Source organism: Brevibacterium sp. CSND-B09 (genome assembly GCF_052906525.1).
In genome coordinates, this window is record NZ_JBREGI010000001.1 from 2,331,837 (window position 1) to 2,348,761 (window position 16,925).

At 65.8% G+C, this 16,925-nt stretch carries 17 protein-coding genes; 11 read left to right on the forward strand and 6 right to left on the reverse strand.

Features of this window, described 5'->3' with window-relative positions; translation table 11 throughout:
* Nucleotides 1–64 precede the first annotated feature (64 nt).
* Nucleotides 65–1,546, forward strand: a complete 1,482-nt coding sequence (locus tag ACU4IU_RS10450; RefSeq protein ID WP_139469012.1) for a glutamate-cysteine ligase family protein — start codon at nucleotides 65–67, stop codon at nucleotides 1,544–1,546.
* Nucleotides 1,547–1,671: 125 nt separating this feature from the next.
* On the opposite strand, the gene ACU4IU_RS10455 is transcribed toward ACU4IU_RS10450, so the two are convergent.
* Nucleotides 1,672–1,977 carry a cupin gene (locus ACU4IU_RS10455; protein WP_139469013.1) on the reverse strand — a complete coding sequence of 102 codons (306 nt, stop codon included), beginning with the start codon at nucleotides 1,975–1,977 and terminating at the stop codon, nucleotides 1,672–1,674.
* 120 nt (nucleotides 1,978–2,097) lie between these two features.
* Here ACU4IU_RS10455 and ACU4IU_RS10460 point away from each other — a divergent pair, with 120 nt between their 5' ends.
* The 3 genes from ACU4IU_RS10460 to ACU4IU_RS10470 all read left to right on the forward strand — a co-directional run bounded on the left by ACU4IU_RS10460 (nucleotide 2,098) and on the right by ACU4IU_RS10470 (nucleotide 4,913).
* Nucleotides 2,098–2,670 (forward strand): peroxidase-related enzyme, encoded by a 573-nt coding sequence (locus tag ACU4IU_RS10460; RefSeq protein WP_376904549.1) that lies wholly within the window; start codon nucleotides 2,098–2,100, stop codon nucleotides 2,668–2,670.
* A gap of 133 nt (nucleotides 2,671–2,803) precedes the next feature.
* Nucleotides 2,804–3,937 (forward strand): pyridoxal phosphate-dependent aminotransferase, encoded by a 1,134-nt coding sequence (locus ACU4IU_RS10465; RefSeq protein ID WP_446657592.1) that lies wholly within the window; start codon nucleotides 2,804–2,806, stop codon nucleotides 3,935–3,937.
* Between the two features lie 40 nt (nucleotides 3,938–3,977).
* Nucleotides 3,978–4,913 carry a DMT family transporter gene (locus tag ACU4IU_RS10470; protein ID WP_376904552.1) on the forward strand — a complete coding sequence of 312 codons (936 nt, stop codon included), beginning with the start codon at nucleotides 3,978–3,980 and terminating at the stop codon, nucleotides 4,911–4,913.
* Between the two features lie 97 nt (nucleotides 4,914–5,010).
* Here the strand turns inward: ACU4IU_RS10470 and ACU4IU_RS10475 are convergent, their stop codons facing one another.
* Complete coding sequence (locus ACU4IU_RS10475) at nucleotides 5,011–5,370, reverse strand: ArsR/SmtB family transcription factor (RefSeq protein ID WP_139909298.1); 360 nt, start codon at nucleotides 5,368–5,370, stop codon at nucleotides 5,011–5,013.
* A 100-nt stretch (nucleotides 5,371–5,470) separates the two neighbouring features.
* Entirely contained in the window at nucleotides 5,471–6,058 is a 588-nt protein-coding gene (locus tag ACU4IU_RS10480) for a peptidoglycan-binding protein (RefSeq protein WP_240811993.1), read from the reverse strand.
* A 151-nt stretch (nucleotides 6,059–6,209) separates the two neighbouring features.
* On the opposite strand from ACU4IU_RS10480, the gene ACU4IU_RS10485 reads away from it, so the two are divergent.
* Nucleotides 6,210–6,476: a hypothetical protein gene (locus ACU4IU_RS10485; RefSeq protein WP_139469017.1), complete on the forward strand. Its 267-nt coding sequence runs from the start codon at nucleotides 6,210–6,212 to the stop codon at nucleotides 6,474–6,476.
* A 118-nt stretch (nucleotides 6,477–6,594) separates the two neighbouring features.
* Here the strand turns inward: ACU4IU_RS10485 and ACU4IU_RS10490 are convergent, their stop codons facing one another.
* Nucleotides 6,595–7,218, reverse strand: a complete 624-nt coding sequence (locus tag ACU4IU_RS10490) for a GyrI-like domain-containing protein (RefSeq protein WP_376904554.1) — start codon at nucleotides 7,216–7,218, stop codon at nucleotides 6,595–6,597.
* 99 nt (nucleotides 7,219–7,317) lie between these two features.
* On the opposite strand from ACU4IU_RS10490, the gene ACU4IU_RS10495 reads away from it, so the two are divergent.
* The 4 genes from ACU4IU_RS10495 to ACU4IU_RS10510 all read left to right on the forward strand — a co-directional run bounded on the left by ACU4IU_RS10495 (nucleotide 7,318) and on the right by ACU4IU_RS10510 (nucleotide 11,616).
* Nucleotides 7,318–8,112 (forward strand): HEAT repeat domain-containing protein, encoded by a 795-nt coding sequence (locus ACU4IU_RS10495; protein WP_446656671.1) that lies wholly within the window; start codon nucleotides 7,318–7,320, stop codon nucleotides 8,110–8,112.
* A gap of 208 nt (nucleotides 8,113–8,320) precedes the next feature.
* Nucleotides 8,321–9,418, forward strand: a complete 1,098-nt coding sequence (locus ACU4IU_RS10500) for a MerR family transcriptional regulator (RefSeq protein WP_446656672.1) — start codon at nucleotides 8,321–8,323, stop codon at nucleotides 9,416–9,418.
* A 123-nt stretch (nucleotides 9,419–9,541) separates the two neighbouring features.
* Complete coding sequence (locus tag ACU4IU_RS10505; protein ID WP_376904558.1) at nucleotides 9,542–11,011, forward strand: LssY C-terminal domain-containing protein; 1,470 nt, start codon at nucleotides 9,542–9,544, stop codon at nucleotides 11,009–11,011.
* 119 nt (nucleotides 11,012–11,130) lie between these two features.
* Nucleotides 11,131–11,616, forward strand: a complete 486-nt coding sequence (locus ACU4IU_RS10510) for an SRPBCC family protein (protein ID WP_139469020.1) — start codon at nucleotides 11,131–11,133, stop codon at nucleotides 11,614–11,616.
* 21 nt (nucleotides 11,617–11,637) lie between these two features.
* Here the strand turns inward: ACU4IU_RS10510 and ACU4IU_RS10515 are convergent, their stop codons facing one another.
* On the reverse strand, nucleotides 11,638–12,225 hold the full coding sequence (locus tag ACU4IU_RS10515) for a MarR family winged helix-turn-helix transcriptional regulator (protein WP_376904559.1): 588 nt from the start codon (nucleotides 12,223–12,225) through the stop codon (nucleotides 11,638–11,640).
* An 85-nt stretch (nucleotides 12,226–12,310) separates the two neighbouring features.
* On the opposite strand from ACU4IU_RS10515, the gene ACU4IU_RS10520 reads away from it, so the two are divergent.
* Entirely contained in the window at nucleotides 12,311–13,258 is a 948-nt protein-coding gene (locus tag ACU4IU_RS10520) for a hypothetical protein (protein WP_446656673.1), read from the forward strand.
* Nucleotides 13,259–13,537: 279 nt separating this feature from the next.
* Here ACU4IU_RS10520 and ACU4IU_RS10525 read toward each other — a convergent pair whose 3' ends face one another.
* On the reverse strand, nucleotides 13,538–15,487 hold the full coding sequence (locus ACU4IU_RS10525) for an acetate--CoA ligase (RefSeq protein WP_376904561.1): 1,950 nt from the start codon (nucleotides 15,485–15,487) through the stop codon (nucleotides 13,538–13,540).
* A gap of 104 nt (nucleotides 15,488–15,591) precedes the next feature.
* Here ACU4IU_RS10525 and ACU4IU_RS10530 point away from each other — a divergent pair, with 104 nt between their 5' ends.
* Nucleotides 15,592–16,920, forward strand: coding sequence for a hypothetical protein (locus ACU4IU_RS10530; protein ID WP_446656674.1), 1,329 nt, complete (start codon nucleotides 15,592–15,594; stop codon nucleotides 16,918–16,920).
* The last annotated feature ends 5 nt before the right edge of the window (nucleotides 16,921–16,925 follow it).

Consider the following 16,925-nt stretch of genomic DNA (forward strand, 5'->3'; position numbering starts at 1 on the left):
CGTGCGGAATGGCCTGTGGACCGCGGCCGCGCACAAACCCGGCCGTCTGTGGTTTGCTAGTCCTATGGGTGAGGCAGTCAGCTCGAAGCGGTACACGCCGGAGGAACGCACACTGTATCGGGAGAAGCTCGCGGAGAATCTCGAGCTCTTCGATACCTACCTTCGTCATGCGGATTTCAAATCGGCGGGCACGATCGGGCTCGAACTCGAGCTCAACCTCGTCGGCGAGGGCAATCAGCCGAGCCTGCGCAACAAGGAGGTGCTCGATCGACTCGATGACGAGTACCAGTCCGAGATCGGCGGCTTCAACCTCGAACTCAACCATCCGGTGCTCCAAGTGGCCGGGCGGGGGCTGAAGACCCTGGAGGCCGGTGTCGCCCACCGCTTGGAGAAAGCGCAGAAGGCCGCCGAGGAGGACGGACTCAAGGTGGTGTCGATCGGCACCCTGCCGACCCTGACCACCGAATTCCTCACCGACGAGAAGTGGATGACCGAGGAGAACCGCTACGAGGCGCTGAGCAACTCGGTCATCGACGCCCGCGGCGAGTACGTCCGCATCGAACTCGGTCGTGAAGAGCGGTACAAGGCGGAGTTCGCCGATATCGCTCCGGAATCCTCCTGCACGTCGATGCAGCTGCACCTGCAGGTGGCGCCGAACCGTTTCGCCGACGCGTGGAACGCCTCGCAGGCGATCGCCGGGGCGCAGGTGGCGATGGCAGCGAACTCACCGCTGTTCGTCGGCCGCAAGCTGTGGCACGAATCCCGGATCCCGATCTTCGCGCAGTCCATCGACACCCGCACGCCCGAACTCGTCAACCAGGGCGTGCGTCCCCGTGTATGGTTCGGCGAACGGTGGATCACCAGCGTCTTCGACCTCTTCGAGGAGAACGTCCGCTACTTCCCGCCGCTGCTGCCCGAGATCAAGGACTTCGTCGAATTCCGTGCCGCCGACGCTCCGAAGCTCTTCGAACTCAATCTGCACAACGGCACGGTGTGGCGTTGGAACCGCCCCATCTACAACTCCGGCGACGGCGGCGCGCACATCCGTGTCGAGAACCGCCTGCTTCCGGCCGGTCCGACCCCGGTCGACATGGTTGCCGACGCCGCCTTCTACTACGGCCTGGCCGAGTTCCTCGTCGGGGAGAACCGTCCCGTGTGGTCGCGGATGTCATTCGCCGAGGCGGAGGAGAACTTCAATGCCTGCGCCAAGGATGGGATCGAGGCCCGGGTGACCTGGCCGAAGATCGGACGCATCGGCGTGGCCGACCTCGTCACCGATGTGCTCGCGCCGCAGGCCAGGCGCGGACTCTCGCGACTGAACATCGACAAGGACGTCATCGACGAATACATGTCGATCATCGAAGGCCGTGCCGAAAGCCGCGTCAATGGTGCGACCTGGCAGCTGAAGGCCCTCGAGAGCCTCGCGCCCGGCAGCCGCCAGGACTCGCCCGAACGCGCCGAGGGCATCACGGCGATGATGGATGCCTACCTCGCGAACCAGGCGACAGGGAAGCCCGTCCACACCTGGGAGATCCCCACTCGCTGATGGCCGTTCGGCACCAAATGCAGGTCACTATCGGATACTCAGCGCCAAAACTAGGTCGCTATCGGATACTTCGCGACGCAGAAAGTATCCGATAGCGACCTAGTTTTGGGCTCAGGCGACGAGCCTCAGAGACGTTCGACCTCGACGAAGACGACGTCGGCGCTGCCTCCGGGGTTCGAGACCTCATGCTCGGATCCTGCCGGACGCGTGTAGGAGACGCCGGCCTCGAGTTCGGCGCGGATCTCGGTGCCATCCGAATTGCGCACGAGCATCGTGTCCGTGACCATCGGCACGACGACGTATTCGTACTCGTGCTTGTGCATCGGGATGACGCCGTCGGGGCGGATCGTCCACTTCGTCACCCGGAACACTCCGTTGTCGAGCTGGACCTCGCCGGTCGAACCGGTGTCTTCTGTATTGTCTGCGGTCATGGTGATCTCCTTCGATACGCGAGCGGCCTGCGGCAGAAGCCGGGACGGACCTGACGACCTCACTGTATCGCCCTGAGCGGGCTCGACTTGAACCGATCCACCCGGGCTAGCATGAGTGATATGCGATACCCACTTGCTGACATCGACGATGTCGACGATGACATCCGCGCCCAGATCCTCGAGGTCGCCGAGAAGTCGGGCTTCGTGCCCAACGTCTTCCTCGCCCTGGCCCGCCGACCGGACGAATTCCGCGCCTTCTTCGCCTACTATGACGCGCTCATGGAGAAGGAGACGGGGAACCTGACCAAGGCCGATCGGGAGATGATCGTCGTGGCCACCTCGGCGATCAATCACTGCCTCTACTGCGTCGTTGCGCACGGAGCGATGCTGCGGATCTTCCAGAAGGACGCGCTCATCGCCGATGTCGTCGCCACGAACTATCGCCAAGCCGATATCAGCCCACGTCAGATGGCTATGCTCGACTTCGCCGTCAAGGTCTGCGAAGAGCCGTGGGCCGTAGGAGACGCCGACCACCAGAGGCTTGCCGACCACGGATTCGACGCCGAAGACGCCTGGGACATCGCCGCGATCACCGGCTTCTTCGGCCTGTCCAACCGCATGGCTCACATCTCCGGAATGCTCCCGAACCCGGAGTTCTACACCCTCGGCCGCCTCCCGCGTGAGAAGAAGTGAACCGATGACCTCATCCACCCCCGCCGAGGCGGACCCCACCACCCGTGCCTCCGCCGTTTCCGGTCCGGCCGCCTCCGCCGAAACCATCCCGGCCGCCTCCGCCCGATCCGGGCTCGTCAAACCGTTCGCCGCGATGGGCATCGTCGCCACCGTCGGGCAGATGCAGCGCGCCGGCCGCGACACCATCGCCATGTGCCTGGGCGAACCGACCCAGGGCGCGCCCGGTCCCGTGCTCGCCCGTGCCGCCGAGGTCATGACCGACGGCACTGGACTCGGATACTCGCCGATCTTCGGCATCCCCGAACTGCGCGAAGCCATCGCCTCCCACTACCGCGACTGGTACGGACTCGACATCGCACCCGACCGCATCGCTGTGACGACCGGATCCTCCGGCGCGTTCCAGACGACGTTCCTCACCTGCTTCGACGTCGGTGACCGGGTGGCTCTGGCCCGACCCGGGTACGGGGCATACAAGAACATCCTCGCGGCACTCGGCTGCGAGGTCGTCGAACTCGACTGCGGTGCCGACGAAGGGTTCCAGCCCACCGTCGACCTCTTGGCCGCCGCCCATGCGAAGGCCCCGCTCAAGGGGCTCATGCTCGCGTCGCCTGCGAACCCGACGGGCACGATGATCGGCCCCGAGGCGCTCGGCCGGATCGTCGACTGGTGCCGGGCCAACGGGGTGCAGGTGATCTCCGATGAGATCTACCACGGCATCAGCTATATCGGCACCCGCGGAGAATGCGCACTCGCCCACGACGACTCTGCCGTCGTCATCTCCTCGTTCTCCAAATACTGGGGCATGACCGGGTGGCGACTCGGCTGGGCGATCCTGCCCGAAGCGCTCGTCGCGCCGGCCCAGAACGTGACGGGCAACCTCTCACTGTGCGCCCCGGTCCCGGCGCAGTACGCGGCGGTCGCAGCCTTTGCGGATGAGTCCTATGCCGAATGCGAGGCCGCTGTGGCCTCGTTCGCCGGTGCCCGCGAACATGTCCTGGGTGCCCGCGCGGACCTCGGCTTCGGCGAGATGGCTCCACCCGACGGTGCCTTCTACATGTACGCCGGCGTCGACGACATCCTCGACCGCGCGGGAATTGCCACTGCCGGCCAGTGGTGCGCGCAGGTGCTCGAGGCCACCGGTGTCGCGCTCGCACCCGGTGATGACTTCGACTCAGTCGACGGCTCCCGTTCGGTGCGCCTGTCGCTGGCCGTCGGAGCGGACCGCACGGCCGAAGCCATCGACCGCATCCTCGACTTCATGGGATGAGCCCTGAACGTCGTGAGATGAGCCCTTCCGAGGGGATCCGATGAGCGCCGAAGATGTGCGAGCGGGCGGGCCGCCTCCGCCCCCGAAGGCCCTGCCGGTGCTCGGCATCATCCTGGCCGCAGTCCTGCTCGGATCGGCCGGACTGTTCGTCATCCTCGCCGAGGCGACCGCCCCCACAGCTGCCTTCCTGCGGTGTTGGATAGCGATCATTGTGCTCGCCCCGTTGGCGTGGCTCGAGCTGCGCAGGCACGGTCGTTTCCCGCCGAAGGCGATCCTCATCGCCGCGGTCTCCGGAGCGGCGCTCGGAATCGACTATGTGCTGTGGGCGCAGAGCGTGCTCGACGCCGGTCTGGGCGTGTCCACGGTCCTCATCAGCGTTCAAGTGATCGTGTTCCCGGCGCTGGTGTGGGCGTTCGGCGGTTCCCGGCCGGGATGGCTGTTCATCGGCTGCGTGCCGATCATGATCATCGGCATGCTGCTGACCGGGGGAGTGTTCGGCGCCGACGAGACGGCGGCGAATCCGATGCGGGGAGCGATCTTCGGGGTCCTGTCCGGTGTGCTCTACGGCGTCTACATCTTCGGCATCCACCACAGCCGGAAGGTCGCCGGAGACTTCATCGTCGCCCCGGTCCAAGTGGGCACGATCTCCGCCGGGGTGATGACCGCGGTCGCCGGGCTGACCCTCGGCGGCCTCGACTTCGACCTCGGCTGGGCCGGTTGGGGCTGGATGATCGCCCTGGCCGTCTGCGGTCAGGCCCTGTCATGGGTGCTGCTGAGCATCTCCAGCCCGTTGGTGCCGGTGCCGATGACCGCGGCGCTCATGCTGCTCCAACCGCTGTCCGCAGTGGTGCTCGGATCCCTCGTCGCCGGGGAGCGGCTGCAGGCGGGACAGTGGATCGGTGCCGTCCTCGTGGCCCTCATCGTCTGGATCGTCGGTGGAGGACCCGAGGCCCTCACGCGTCGTCGACGTCGGTAGGGATGGGCTGCCTCGGCGAAGGATCGCTGCTGTGGGCTGGGAACGGTGGGCCGCCTCGGCGAAGGTATCGCTGCGGAAGCAGCGCCCCGGGTGGAACTCAGTGTTCGTGGGCCTCGATCGTGTGGGCGATGGCGTCGACGATGATGTGGGCGACGTGGTCGTCCTTAAGCGAATAGTAGGCTTCGCGGCCGATCCGATTGACTCCGACGAGGTGGAGTCCGCGGAGGAACTTCAGGTGCTGGGACACCAGCGGCTGGGACAGTCCGGTCGCCTCGACGATGTGGGTGACCGTGGCCTCGCCGTGGGTGAGGACGAGCAGCATCTTCAGCCGGGAGGGTGTGGCGAGTGCCTTGAAGAGGTCGGCGGTCTCGGTGATGGCTTCGAGATGGTCCTCGGGGTTGAGCAGGAGCTGCTCGACATCGTCATTGACGGGGACGGAATCGGGAATGGAAGCCATGAGTGCAGATTACCGGACAACCGGCGTGGTCATGCGATATCCGGCACCGTGAGGCGGTCGCGGCAGTCGCGGGGTTCGGGCGGTCGGGGCAGCCAGCGCCTCAGTCGAGGGCTTCGACGTCGGCCTGCGATCCGAGGAGGTCATCGGCCAAGGTCTCCCACTGACCGTAGGCATCCGGCAATGCTGAGCGCTGCACGGACTGTGCCGCTTCGGTCGGTGACATCGAATCCCAGCCGTCGATCTGGTTGAGGCCGGGGTTCTCGACCTCGGGATTGATCCCATAGAACGCCTTGGCAGCGTAGATGGGATCGGTGAGCTGATGGGGTTCGCCCCAGCCTTGTGACGGGCGCTGCTGGAACAGACCGACCGAATCACGGTCGCCGGAATCCAGATTGCGCAGCGAGGACTCCTGCAGCGCTGTCATCAGGGCGATCCTGATCGCATGGTCGTCGAAGTTTCCGCCGCGGCCGACGCCGATGATGAGCCGAGCATTGTCGATCTGCTGTTCGCTGAGCTGGTTGACCGAAGCCATCTGCATCTGCCTGATCTTCGTGGAACCGAATGAAATGGGGGAATTGAGGATGATGACGGCGCCCACGACCAGTGCCATCACTGCTGCCCCGAGCCCGATGAGGGCACCAGTGAGCACGGACCGGCGGCCCTTGCGAGATGAGGTCAGACGAGGCATGAATATAACGATAATGCAACAAACTTAAGAGTGCATGGGGCAACGCCGAGGTTTTTATCACAGGAAGGTCACGGCCGGGCGGCGGTGAGGGGGAGGGCGGAGCCGAGCGTGAGCTCGTCTCGGAGGGCCCCGCACAGCTTAGGCTTGAACCATGGTGAGAATCGTTCGGCGCAACAACCGCCCACCTCTGATGACCTGCCTCATTGTGGTCTTCTCCTTCGTCGCCGTCGGCATCCTGACCGTTGCCGGCATCCTCGTCGCCATCATCTTCCTCTCCGCGGAGTCGTCGTCGACAGGTTCATCGCCGACCTCGGACTCCTCGTCGATCGGATCCTCATCCTCCGATTCCGACTCGGACGGCGGCCCCGGTCCGAGCACCACTGCCCCGGTGTCCGGAGGCTGGACGAGCGGAGGCTGAGTCTCGGGCCGCGGCTGAGTGTCGGGCCGCGGCTGAGTGTCGGGCCGCGGCTGAGTCCCTGGTAGGACGGGCGAGCAGCATCGTCGGCATCCGTCCAGATCACCGATCCGAATCAGCCTTAGTCGCCCAGCGGGATCACCGGCTGGCGGAGGATCGTGCGCAGCTTCTCCGGCGCGGTCCGGCGAACGTCGCTGAGGTAGATCTCGTGATGTTTCCCCGCCATCGCCATCCCTGCCTCGGGAATGGCATCGGTGTGCATGCGCTCGAGGACGGGCCCTTCGTCGTCGAAGGGTCCGACATGCAGGGTCTGGACGCACGTTCCCTCCCGCAGCGTGTCGAATCGGATCTCGCCGAGGCGGGGCGCCGATCCCTTCGCCCGGACCGTGTCGATGACGCCGTCGACGTGGCCTGCGTCCAGCCAGTCCGGGACGAACAGCATGAGGGTGAAGTCCCACGCTGACTTGTCCCGAGCGCTCGTGAACGCCGCCATATCATCGGCCCACCACAGCCCCTCGAGCGGTGGCACGACATAGTCGCGACCGAGTTCGAGCTTGCTGAGGAACTTCAGCCCATAGGCGATCGGATAGAGGCTCGTCAGCGCCGATGCGAAATCCGGCGAGGTGTTCGGGTCCCCGTGGCCATCGATCATGATGTACTGCGATTCCGGCACCTCGATGAGGTCGAATCGCCCCTGCTTCGCGCGGAAACTCGGCAGCGATCTCTTGAAATCGATCTTGTCCATACGAGGCTCCGCTCCGTGGGTTGGGAAAGGGATGGGTCTGATCTGCTTGACCTTGACACGATGTCAGGGTCTTCACTGGGTGGCAAGGAGGTGGAGACCATGACACATCCACTCAAACACCACCATATTTCCGAACCGGCGCTTTCGACAGAGACCGACAGTCGCCGGAATGACTCCAGCGGCGGCAGGAGCGACACCAGCGATCGTCTGATCGAGCCCAGTGACCGATGGAACGACACCGGCGACCCCATGATCGAAGCGCTGAGTGCGTCGACCCCGCAGCAGCGCCTGCAGGCGGCGATGGCCATCGGCACACGAGCCGAGCCCCGTGACCTCGACGCGCTCATCGCCCGGTGCCGCATCGAACCGGACTTCTTCGTCCGCGACATGCTCACCTGGGCGCTCACTCGGCTGCCCGCCGGCGACACCGTTCCCCGCCTCGTCGCCGAACTCGACTCGCCGCTGTCGCAGGCGATCAGCCAATCCCTGCACACCCTGTCGAAGATCGGTGACGTGCGTGCCTGGCCGCCCATGGACCCGGCCCGGATCGGCACCGCGCTCATCGCCCATACCGACACCGAGGTGGCCCGCAGTGCGTGGAGAGCCGCCGTTGCCCTTGTGCCCGGTGAAGATCGTGAAGAACTGGCATCCGCCCTGGTGACACAGTTGGGTCGAGGGGATCTCGAGATGCAGAAGAGCCTCAGTCGAGCGATTGTCTCCCTCGGCGAGGATCTCGTGTCAGTGGTCGATGAGAGGCTTCATGCAGAGGACGACACAGTGCGGGCTCACGCCATGGCGACTCGGGACATGTTCGATGACCCGGATGCCGGCTTCGCCCACGCCTTGGACGCAGCCAAGCGGGTGGTCGCACTGGGGTCCGAGGCCACGGTCTAGATCGGCACAGGGAAGGTCTGATCGTGCGTGTGCCGACGGGTGGGGCAAGCCCGCCGGCGCACGGCCGAGGTCTCGGATCCCTTCCTTCAGTTTGCGGTTCCAGCACCTGTGCGAAATTCGCCTGCGACCGTTGAGCGACGTCCGAAAGGTCCCAGGCATCGAAGAACTTCGGAACAATGCACCCGGAGCGCCACTATTGCGGCATAGAGTGGCTGACAGCAGAGAAGAGGTGGCAATGCTCATCGGCGAAGTGGCCCGGCGCTCCGGTGTGAGCGCACGCATGCTGCGCCACTACGAATCATTGGGCCTCGTCTCGCCCAGCCAGCGGACGCCCGGCGGCTACCGGGAGTACTCCGACGCCGACATCGGGCGCATCTTCCACATCGAAGGTCTGCGCAAACTCGGGATGTCTCTGACCGAAGTCGGTCGGGTGCTGTCCGAGCCGGACTTCGACCCCGGCACAGTGCTCGGGGACCTCATCGACCAGGCACGTGAGCGGATCGCGGCCGAGCAGCGTCTGCTCGACCACCTCCAGTCCGTCGCTCGGCTCGGTCGAGCCGACGGCGAGTCTCTCCTGTACACCATCGATCTCATGCGCTCTCTCGAATCCGGCGATGTCATCCAACGGCACAAAGCCGCACTCGGCAGCGGAGTCGACGGAGGAATGCCGATCGAGGCCTTGGCGCAGGCGGTCCTGCAGGAGACCGTGCTCAACGCGGCCGGGGCCATGCGGTGGGCACTCGCCCAAGCCGGTGCCGAGGCCGTGCCCCATGTGGTGGTCGGAATGGACGACGCATCGGCCCAAGTGCGTCGCAATGCCCTGCTCGCCCTCGACGAGATCCGCAGAACCACACCGGACGAGAAACTCGACTCACGCTCGACGTCGATTATCCGTCAGGCACTGGACAAGGGACTCGACGATGTCGACTCTGATATCCGCAGCATCGCCGCACTCACCCTCGGCCACTCAGGTGACGAGAAAGCTGTGCCCGTGCTGCTCGACATGGCGATGAACGGACCGAAGGACATCGAGGCGGCCGAGACCCTCGGCACCATCGTCGACGCGACCGGACCGACTGCCGACATCGGCGAAAAGGTTCTCACCGAACTGCATCGACAAGCGGACTCGAGCGATCCCCAGATACGGTTCCGGGTGCTCCAAGTCCTCCTCGAGATCCCCGGTGACCGCAGCAGTGACCTCATTGCCGAGCTCAGCGACGATGACAGTCCTGAACTCGCAGCCACCGCGCTCGCCGCACTCGACCGACGCCGACGGGAGCAGACATCGGACAAAGAGCGAACCTGACCGATTTCGGTCGGGCGGCCTCTGTGAGGGGGCGGTGGGAATCCGCGTTCCGGCCGCCTCGGCGGAAGGGTGTCGGGTCTTCCTCATTCCGGTGGCTGAGCACGGATCACTAAACTGGCCCTCATGACAACGGGCGGGGCGACGGACGGAACGGATGCGGCCGGTGCGGCGGTCGGACAGAAGCGGCGGCTGAGGCAGCCGTTCGTCTATCGGCGACACCACTTCACGCCCACCGGGGTGCTCGACTACCTGTTCTTCCTGTTCGCCGGGGCGGCCTCGACTTGGCTGGCGCTGCTCATCCTGCTCAAGGGATTCAGCCTCGGCTGGTGGCAGGTGCTCACGCTGCTCGTGTTCTGGGGAGTCGTGTCCTATCTGGCTCTGCCCAGGCTGCACCGCATCCTGTCCCAGATCTATGTGCCGAACTACTTCATCGGCCGCACTCGCACCTCTGACGGTCTGCTCGGCGATCCGGTCAATCTCGCCTGGCGCGGTGAGGAAGCGCAGATCCACCATGCGATGCGCGAAGCCGGATGGATCCTCGCCGACAGCATCACTCCCGCATCGACGTGGGAGATCATCCGGTCGACGGTGACGAAGCGCAGCTACCCGCAGGCGCCGGTGTCCCCGCTGCTGTTGTTCGGCCGCCGTCAGGACTTCGCCTACCAGCAGGAAGTCGATGGAGATCCGGGCCAGCGCCACCATGTGCGGTTCTGGAAATGCCCGCGCGGATGGCTGCTGCCCGGCGGACATCAGGCCGATTGGCTGGCCGCCGGAACCTATGACAAAGCCGTCGGCATCTCCCTGTTCACCCTCCAGTTCACCCACAAGATCGAAGAGAACACCGACGTCGAACGAGACCACATCGTCGATACAGTCACCCGTGCCAATGAAGTGATCGCGGTCGATCGGATCAAGGACTTCTCCACCGGATACCACTCCCGCAACGGCGGCGGCGATGCGATCATCACCGACGGGCACCTGCCGATCGTCGACGTCACCGAAGTGGTCGCCGACGAAGCCGACCATCCCGAACGCCTGGAGCTGGCGCTCGACGCCACCCGCATCTACTCCGATTCACGCAGCGTGTCCGAAGTGACGAAGACGCTGTGGCGACAGCGCCCGCTGCAGACCGTCGTCGGGGCCGCCCTCGTGCTCGTCCTGCTGCTCTTCCAAGCGTGGGATGTGATCAGTATGCTCCTCGATTGGAACGGACTGCGCTCCGAAGTCGTCGGCTACAGCTCGGACATCGCGGCCATCAGCGATGACACGGCCACGCGCATCGTCGCTGGAGTGCTCGTCGGCGTCAGCCTCCTCATCGGTTGTCTGCAGGTCATCGCCTCGACGTCGGTGTTCCGCGGCAGCAACCGGGCCAGGCTGTGGATCCTCACGCTCTCGACGATCTCCGTGATCGTGTCGATGACGAACTACTTCACCGGAAACCGCGACCTGGCGACGAACATGTATGCGCTGACGACCATCGCCATGCAGGTGGCGGTGCTGCTGGCGCTGTCGAGCGACTCCTCCCGGATGTTCACCCGCTTCAGCACCGCAGCCCTGCGTGCCGAACGACAAGACCGCGCCCTCGAGGACTGACGCGGCGGGTTCCCGGCCGCGAGACCCGGGGCGGCGGGTCCGTGTATTCTGACCGTGTCCGATCCACTCCGCACTTCAGCTCGACGCCGAGGCTGGACCACACACGAAGGCAGGACTCCATGACCGACCAGACCCCCGATGCTTCCGTCTTCGATTCGATCGATCCGGTCCTCAAGGTCGTCACCGCCGAGATCGAGATCTCAGCTCCCGCCGAGGCGGTCTTCGAACTCATCGCCGACCCGCAGCGTCAGCCGGAATGGGACGGCAATGACAACCTCGGCTCGGCCGTCGAGGGCCAGCGAGTGCAGGGGGCCGGGAGCTCGTTCGTCACGACTCTGACCAAGGGCGTGGACCGGGAGAACCACATCGTCGACTTCGCCGAGGGCAGGCTCATCGCCTGGAAGCCCTCCGAAGTGGGTGGAGAGCCGTTCGGTCAGAAGTGGGTGTGGGAGATCGAACCGACCGGGGACGACTCGGTCTTGGTTCGTCACACCTATGACTGGACCGAGCTGCGCGATCCGAAGCGTCTATCTCGGGCGCAGTCGACGACCGCGGCGAATCTGCTCGCCTCGCTCAAAAGACTCAAACAGCTCGCCGAGGGCTGAGGGCAACCGCCGGGCCGGCGCTCATTTCGGCCAGGCGTCGGCGAGACGCGTGAGCAGCGATGCCAGCTGTGCCCGTTCGTCCTCGGTGAATGTGCTCAATGCATGATCGACGTTGTCACGCTGGGCGCCGCGGAATCTGTTGGTGATCGCGCGGCCCTTGTCCGTCAGCGCGATGAGGGTTCGCCGGGCATCATCCGGGTCTGCCTCGCGACGCAGTAGTCCGAGCTCGACGCCTTGGGACACGAGCCTGGACGCGCGCGGCTGATCGACGCCGATCGCATCGCCGAGTGCGCTGACTCCCAGCGCCGTGCCCGCCTGGACGAGTGAGACGAGCAGACGGATGAGTGCACGCCCACGGCCGTGTGCGGCGAACGGCCCACCGGGATGACGCCTGCCGCCGAAAGGGAAATCGTCTGAGTTCCGACCGCCACCGAATCCACCACGGTCTCCGAATCCACCGCGTTCACCGAAGCCGCCGCGCTCGCCAGGGCCGCCGTGCTCACCGAACCCGCCGAAGGGGCCGAATCCGCGCGGACCGCCGGGGCCGCGCCGCCACTGCAGGCGGGTGAGCGCCTCGGCGATCGCCTGAATGTCATCGTTCGTGCTCATGATTCGATTTTACATGCCACTTGACATGCAATCGAATTGCATGTCATTCTGCATGTACATGTCAGATGACAACTAAGGAGATGACATGACTGAAAACAAAGACTTCAACGATGACAACGACGACTTCACCACCCCGACCGGAGGAGCCGGCGCAGCAGGTGCCGATGGCCGGACGGACTCGCCGAACACCGACGAGAACACCGTCGCCGGCAGCGCCTCGAGTCTCGGCTCCGATCGCGAACAGCCGGGCGAAGCGGACGGGACCGATGCGGCGGAGAATGATTCGGCCGCACGCACTGAGCCCGTGAACGGTGCCGATTCCGGCGACGGCAAGCGCGATGACACCGACACCGATCTGCCGCAGCTGCTGCGCGAGTTCAGCCACGTGCTGCGTCGCGAATTCCGCTCGGCCGCGGTCGACTCCGGATTCGACCCTCGCGACTTCGGGCGTATGCGGCGAGGACGTCGCCGCTGGGATTCCGATGAGGTCGTCGCCGACGGTGCCGCCTACCCGGAAGAGCCTGTGACCTACGGTCCGCCGCGCGGCCGAGGTGGATGGGGGCCATCGAAGAACATCGATCCCGAAGAGCTGCGCCAGCGCTTCCGCGATATGCGCGACGGAGTCGGCGATCGCATCGAAGAGGTGCTCACCTCCGAAGAATTCGAGAACCTCAAGGCCTCGCTGTCGAAGATCGTCGACAACTTCGGCCCCGATCGCTGCGGCGACGACTCGGCCCGCCATAACGGACCGCACGACCGCGAACACCCTCACGACCATGACGATCACCGAGGCGGCCCTGACCGTCACGAGGCTCATGGACCTCGTGGTGGGAACGGCGACCACGACCGCCGCCGCGGGGGAGGCCGCGGACGGCGCGGAATCGGTCCGAACTTCGGTCCCGGCTTCGGTCCGGGCCGACGAGGATTCGACCCCTTCGGCTGGGCCGATGAGCGCCGCAGCCGCGAACAGGAGGTCCAAGAGGCCTTCGAGCGTGGATTCGCCGCTGGCTTCGAACAGGGACGCAGCTCGTAAGCGACGCCGCCGGTGGAGTGCTCTCCGCAGGCGGCCGACCGTTGGGTCGTGCGAAGACACTCTCCCGACCACCCGAGAACGCGATGCCGGCCCGCACATCCGCGCTGTCCATCAACAGAACGGCACCGTGAAACATCGACGCGATCCGGTGCGAACCTCCACGGTTCGCACCGGATCGCGTCTGCGTCTGTGCGCCGAGACTCCCGGCGTGGCGCGCTTGCGTGCCCACGACACCGCCGCCGGGGCAACGATCATGCGGCAGCGCGGGCCGCTCACCGCTCAGCTGCGGGAGAGCACCGCCCCGAGGTCATCGAGCACGCTGCGATCCTCGATCGTCGACGGCACAGCTGGATCGTCGACGCCATCGGCGATCTGCCGCATCGTCTTGCGCAGGATCTTGCCCGACCGGGTCTTCGGCAGACCCGCGACGATGTCGACGCGTTTGAATGCGGCGACCGGTCCGATCTCTTTGCGGACGAGCGCCACGAGTTCGTCGATGACGGTGTCCGGGTCGGCCGCCTCGGCGGAATCCCCGAGCACGACCAGCGCACGTGGGATCTGTCCCTTCATGTCATCGTGGACGCCGATGACAGCGGCCTCGGCCACGGCCGGGTGGGAGGCGACGACCGCCTCGATGATGCCGGTGGACAGGCGGTGCCCGGCGACGTTGATGACATCGTCGGTGCGACCCATGACGAAGACGTACCCATCCTCATCGAGATAGCCGGAATCGCCGGTGAGGTAATAGCCGTCGAAGGCGGCGAGGTAGGAGGAGATGAACCGCTCGTCGTCACCCCACACCGTGGCCATGGTGCCCGGAGGCAGCGGCAGCCGGATGACGATGAGTCCTTCCTCCCCGGCCGGAACTGGCTGACCGCCGGGGTCGACGACCTCGACGTGGAAGCCGGGAGTCGGCTTCGTCGAGGATCCCGCCTTGAGCGGGAACCGGGTCAGTCCCAGCGGATTCGCCGTGATCGGCCAGCCGGTCTCCGTCTGCCACCAATTGTCGACGACGGGGACGTCGCGTCCGGTCGCCTCGGCGAGGATCTTCGTCGTCCACTCATATGTGTCGGGATCGAGGCGCTCGCCGGCGAGGAACTCCGCACGCAGACTCGACAGATCGTACTTCTTCATCAGCTCGCCGTTCGGGTCCTCCTTGCGCACCACGCGCATGGCGGTCGGGGCGGTGAAGTGGACGTTGACCTTGTGCTGCTCAATGGCGCGGAAGAAGGCTCCGGCATCGGGTGTGCCCACGGGTTTGCCCTCGTAGAGCACCGAGGTGACGCCGGCCAGAAGGGGTGCGTAGATGATGTACGTGTGCCCGACGACCCACCCGACGTCGGAGGCTGTGAACATCGTGTCGCCCGGGTGGAGGCCGAAGACGGTCGGCATCGAGAACGCTCCGGCCACCGCATATCCGCCGGAATCGCGGACGATTCCCTTCGGTTTGCCGGTGGTGCCCGAGGTGTAGAGGACGTAGAGCTCGTCGGTGGCCTTCACGGTCACCGGGTCGATGCCCTCGGGCGTCTGGGCGAGCAGTTCGGCGTAGTCGAGGTCGTTCTCGCCGAGTTCGCAGCGATGTTCGTCGCGTTGGACGATGACGGTGAAGTCAGGTTTGTTCTCGGCGATCTCGACGGCCTCATCGAGCATCGGTTTGTATTCGAGGACTCGGCTCTTCTCGACTCCGCAGGAAGTGGAGATGACGGCTTTCGGGGCGGTGTCGTCGATGCGCACGGCGAGCTCGTTCGGAGCAAAGCCGCCGAAGACGACCGAGTGGATCGCGCCGAGGCGGGCGCACGCGAGCATGGCCACGGCCGCCTCGGGGATCATCGGCATGTAGATGACGACGCGATCGCCCTTGGTCACACCTCTGTCCGCCAGGGCCCGAGCGAAGCGGGAGACCTCGTCGAGAAGCTCGGCGTAGTTGATCGAACGGACGGTGTCGGTGACCGGCGAATCGTAGATGATGGCGGCCTGGTCGCCGCGGCCGTTCGCGACATGTCGGTCGAGCGCGTTGTAACAGACGTTGAGCTCGCCGTCGGGGAACCAGCGATAGATCGGCGCATTCGAATCGTCGACGGCCTTCGTCGGTTCGGTGACCCAGTCGATGTGGTTCTTGGCCTGCTCGAGCCAGAAGACCTCTGGGTCCTCGGCGATGCGGGCCACGACGTCGTCGTAGCTTTCAGCGGAGTTCTCGATGGTGGTGTTCATGCTCCTATTGTGACGCATGGCACAGTTGTGTGCCGAGGTGGGGCGCATCCTCGGGGATCGCCACCGGCACGAAAGTGGACCCATTTCCCTGCACTCGGACCAGGAGAGGGCACAATGGGGATATGAGATTCCTGGTTGCACTGATCCTCGGCCTCGCCGTCATGTTCGGTCTGAACGCCATCTTCGACTTCTTCGCGATGGCGCGACCGTGGGGTTCGATCCTCATGGGCGTCATCGTCGGGCTGACAATGCTCGTCGTCCTGCTCATCTGGGAGGCCGTGCGCCCGACCCAGCCGAAGGGCGAATCGGCGAAGGCCAAGGCGAAGGCGCAGAAGAGCGAAGACGAGCGGGCGAAGGCCCGTGCCGAACGACGTGCCCGACTCGCCGCCGAGGCGGGAGTGAGCCTCGAAGGCATCGACGGTGCCCTGCCGGGGTCGACCGCCCAATCGTCGGAGGCGGCCTCGTCCGATGGGTCAGCGGAGGAGACTTCCACCGAGGGGAAGGCAGCAGCCGACGATTCCGCCGAGGCTGCGTCGGGGGAAGCGACACCCACCGAGGGTGCATCGGCTCAGTCGACACCCACCGAAACGGTTCCGACTGCGAGCGAGTCCGCCGGCAGTGCGACAGCTGAAGGCTCGGACGCGGCTGGGGCCGCGGCGACGACCGAAGGCGAGGAATCGGCTGGGACCAGCGCCGCTGCCGACGGTGCGGCGACCGCTTCGCCGAACGAGGCGACGACCGTTGGGTCGGACGAGGCGCCTGAGACCGACGCGACCGAGCACGCGGCTGAGCAGAACAGTGAGACGGACTCGTCCCTGGAGTCGGACGGAACCGAAGGCGGCGAGGCCTCGAAAGATGAGGAGCGACCCACGGATTCTGCGAAGCCCGCAGTGGTGGTGAAGCCCGCACAGCCGGCAGCACCCGTCGCTCCCGCACAGCCATCCGCCTCTGCGCCGTCCGGCGGCACAGCCGCTGTCGATGATGAACCGGCCCGGCCCGCTGAGAAGCCTGCCGCGCAGTCAGGCGATTCGTCCGAACTGCCTCCGCCTCCACCGATGCCGCCGGCGTTCCCGGCTCAGCCCACCGCCGCACCACAGGCTGCGGATACGGCTGACGAGACCATGACTGCAGCTCCGTCGCTGAACAAGGACGACGTCAGTGACAGCGGGTCCGCCTCGGCGTCCGACCCCGAACTCGAAGGACCCGCCGAAGACCCGGCGACGCTCGACCCGGAGGAATTCGACGAATCCGCCAGCGGCTCCTCGCTCGAGGCACCGCCGACCGGTGAACCCGGAATGTCGGCCGACGCGCTCTCCGGCAAGATGCCGGACGAGGTCGAGGAGTCCGCAGAATCGGCCGAGGAAGAGCCTGCCGAAGACGAGACTGCGGACGACCGGGCACGTGAGAACGAGGAACCGTCGGCCGAGGAGAACAACCAGTACCGGCTCTGAGCCGG

What these genes read in the sequence shown, in the direction of transcription:
- ACU4IU_RS10530 (WP_446656674.1), top strand. Translation starts at nt 15,592, where the DNA reads ATGAGATTCCTGGTTGCACTGATCCTCGGCCTCGCCGTCATGTTCGGT.
- ACU4IU_RS10505 (WP_376904558.1), top strand. Translation starts at nt 9,542, where the DNA reads ATGACAACGGGCGGGGCGACGGACGGAACGGATGCGGCCGGTGCGGCG.
- ACU4IU_RS10490 (WP_376904554.1), bottom strand. Translation starts at nt 7,218, where the DNA reads ATGGACAAGATCGATTTCAAGAGATCGCTGCCGAGTTTCCGCGCGAAG.
- ACU4IU_RS10475 (WP_139909298.1), bottom strand. Translation starts at nt 5,370, where the DNA reads ATGGCTTCCATTCCCGATTCCGTCCCCGTCAATGACGATGTCGAGCAG.
- ACU4IU_RS10520 (WP_446656673.1), top strand. Translation starts at nt 12,311, where the DNA reads ATGACTGAAAACAAAGACTTCAACGATGACAACGACGACTTCACCACC.
- ACU4IU_RS10460 (WP_376904549.1), top strand. Translation starts at nt 2,098, where the DNA reads ATGCGATACCCACTTGCTGACATCGACGATGTCGACGATGACATCCGC.
- ACU4IU_RS10455 (WP_139469013.1), bottom strand. Translation starts at nt 1,977, where the DNA reads ATGACCGCAGACAATACAGAAGACACCGGTTCGACCGGCGAGGTCCAG.
- ACU4IU_RS10510 (WP_139469020.1), top strand. Translation starts at nt 11,131, where the DNA reads ATGACCGACCAGACCCCCGATGCTTCCGTCTTCGATTCGATCGATCCG.
- ACU4IU_RS10525 (WP_376904561.1), bottom strand. Translation starts at nt 15,487, where the DNA reads ATGCGTCACAATAGGAGCATGAACACCACCATCGAGAACTCCGCTGAA.
- ACU4IU_RS10515 (WP_376904559.1), bottom strand. Translation starts at nt 12,225, where the DNA reads ATGAGCACGAACGATGACATTCAGGCGATCGCCGAGGCGCTCACCCGC.
- ACU4IU_RS10450 (WP_139469012.1), top strand. Translation starts at nt 65, where the DNA reads ATGGGTGAGGCAGTCAGCTCGAAGCGGTACACGCCGGAGGAACGCACA.
- ACU4IU_RS10480 (WP_240811993.1), bottom strand. Translation starts at nt 6,058, where the DNA reads ATGCCTCGTCTGACCTCATCTCGCAAGGGCCGCCGGTCCGTGCTCACT.
- ACU4IU_RS10495 (WP_446656671.1), top strand. Translation starts at nt 7,318, where the DNA reads ATGACACATCCACTCAAACACCACCATATTTCCGAACCGGCGCTTTCG.
- ACU4IU_RS10485 (WP_139469017.1), top strand. Translation starts at nt 6,210, where the DNA reads ATGGTGAGAATCGTTCGGCGCAACAACCGCCCACCTCTGATGACCTGC.
- ACU4IU_RS10470 (WP_376904552.1), top strand. Translation starts at nt 3,978, where the DNA reads ATGAGCGCCGAAGATGTGCGAGCGGGCGGGCCGCCTCCGCCCCCGAAG.
- ACU4IU_RS10465 (WP_446657592.1), top strand. Translation starts at nt 2,804, where the DNA reads ATGGGCATCGTCGCCACCGTCGGGCAGATGCAGCGCGCCGGCCGCGAC.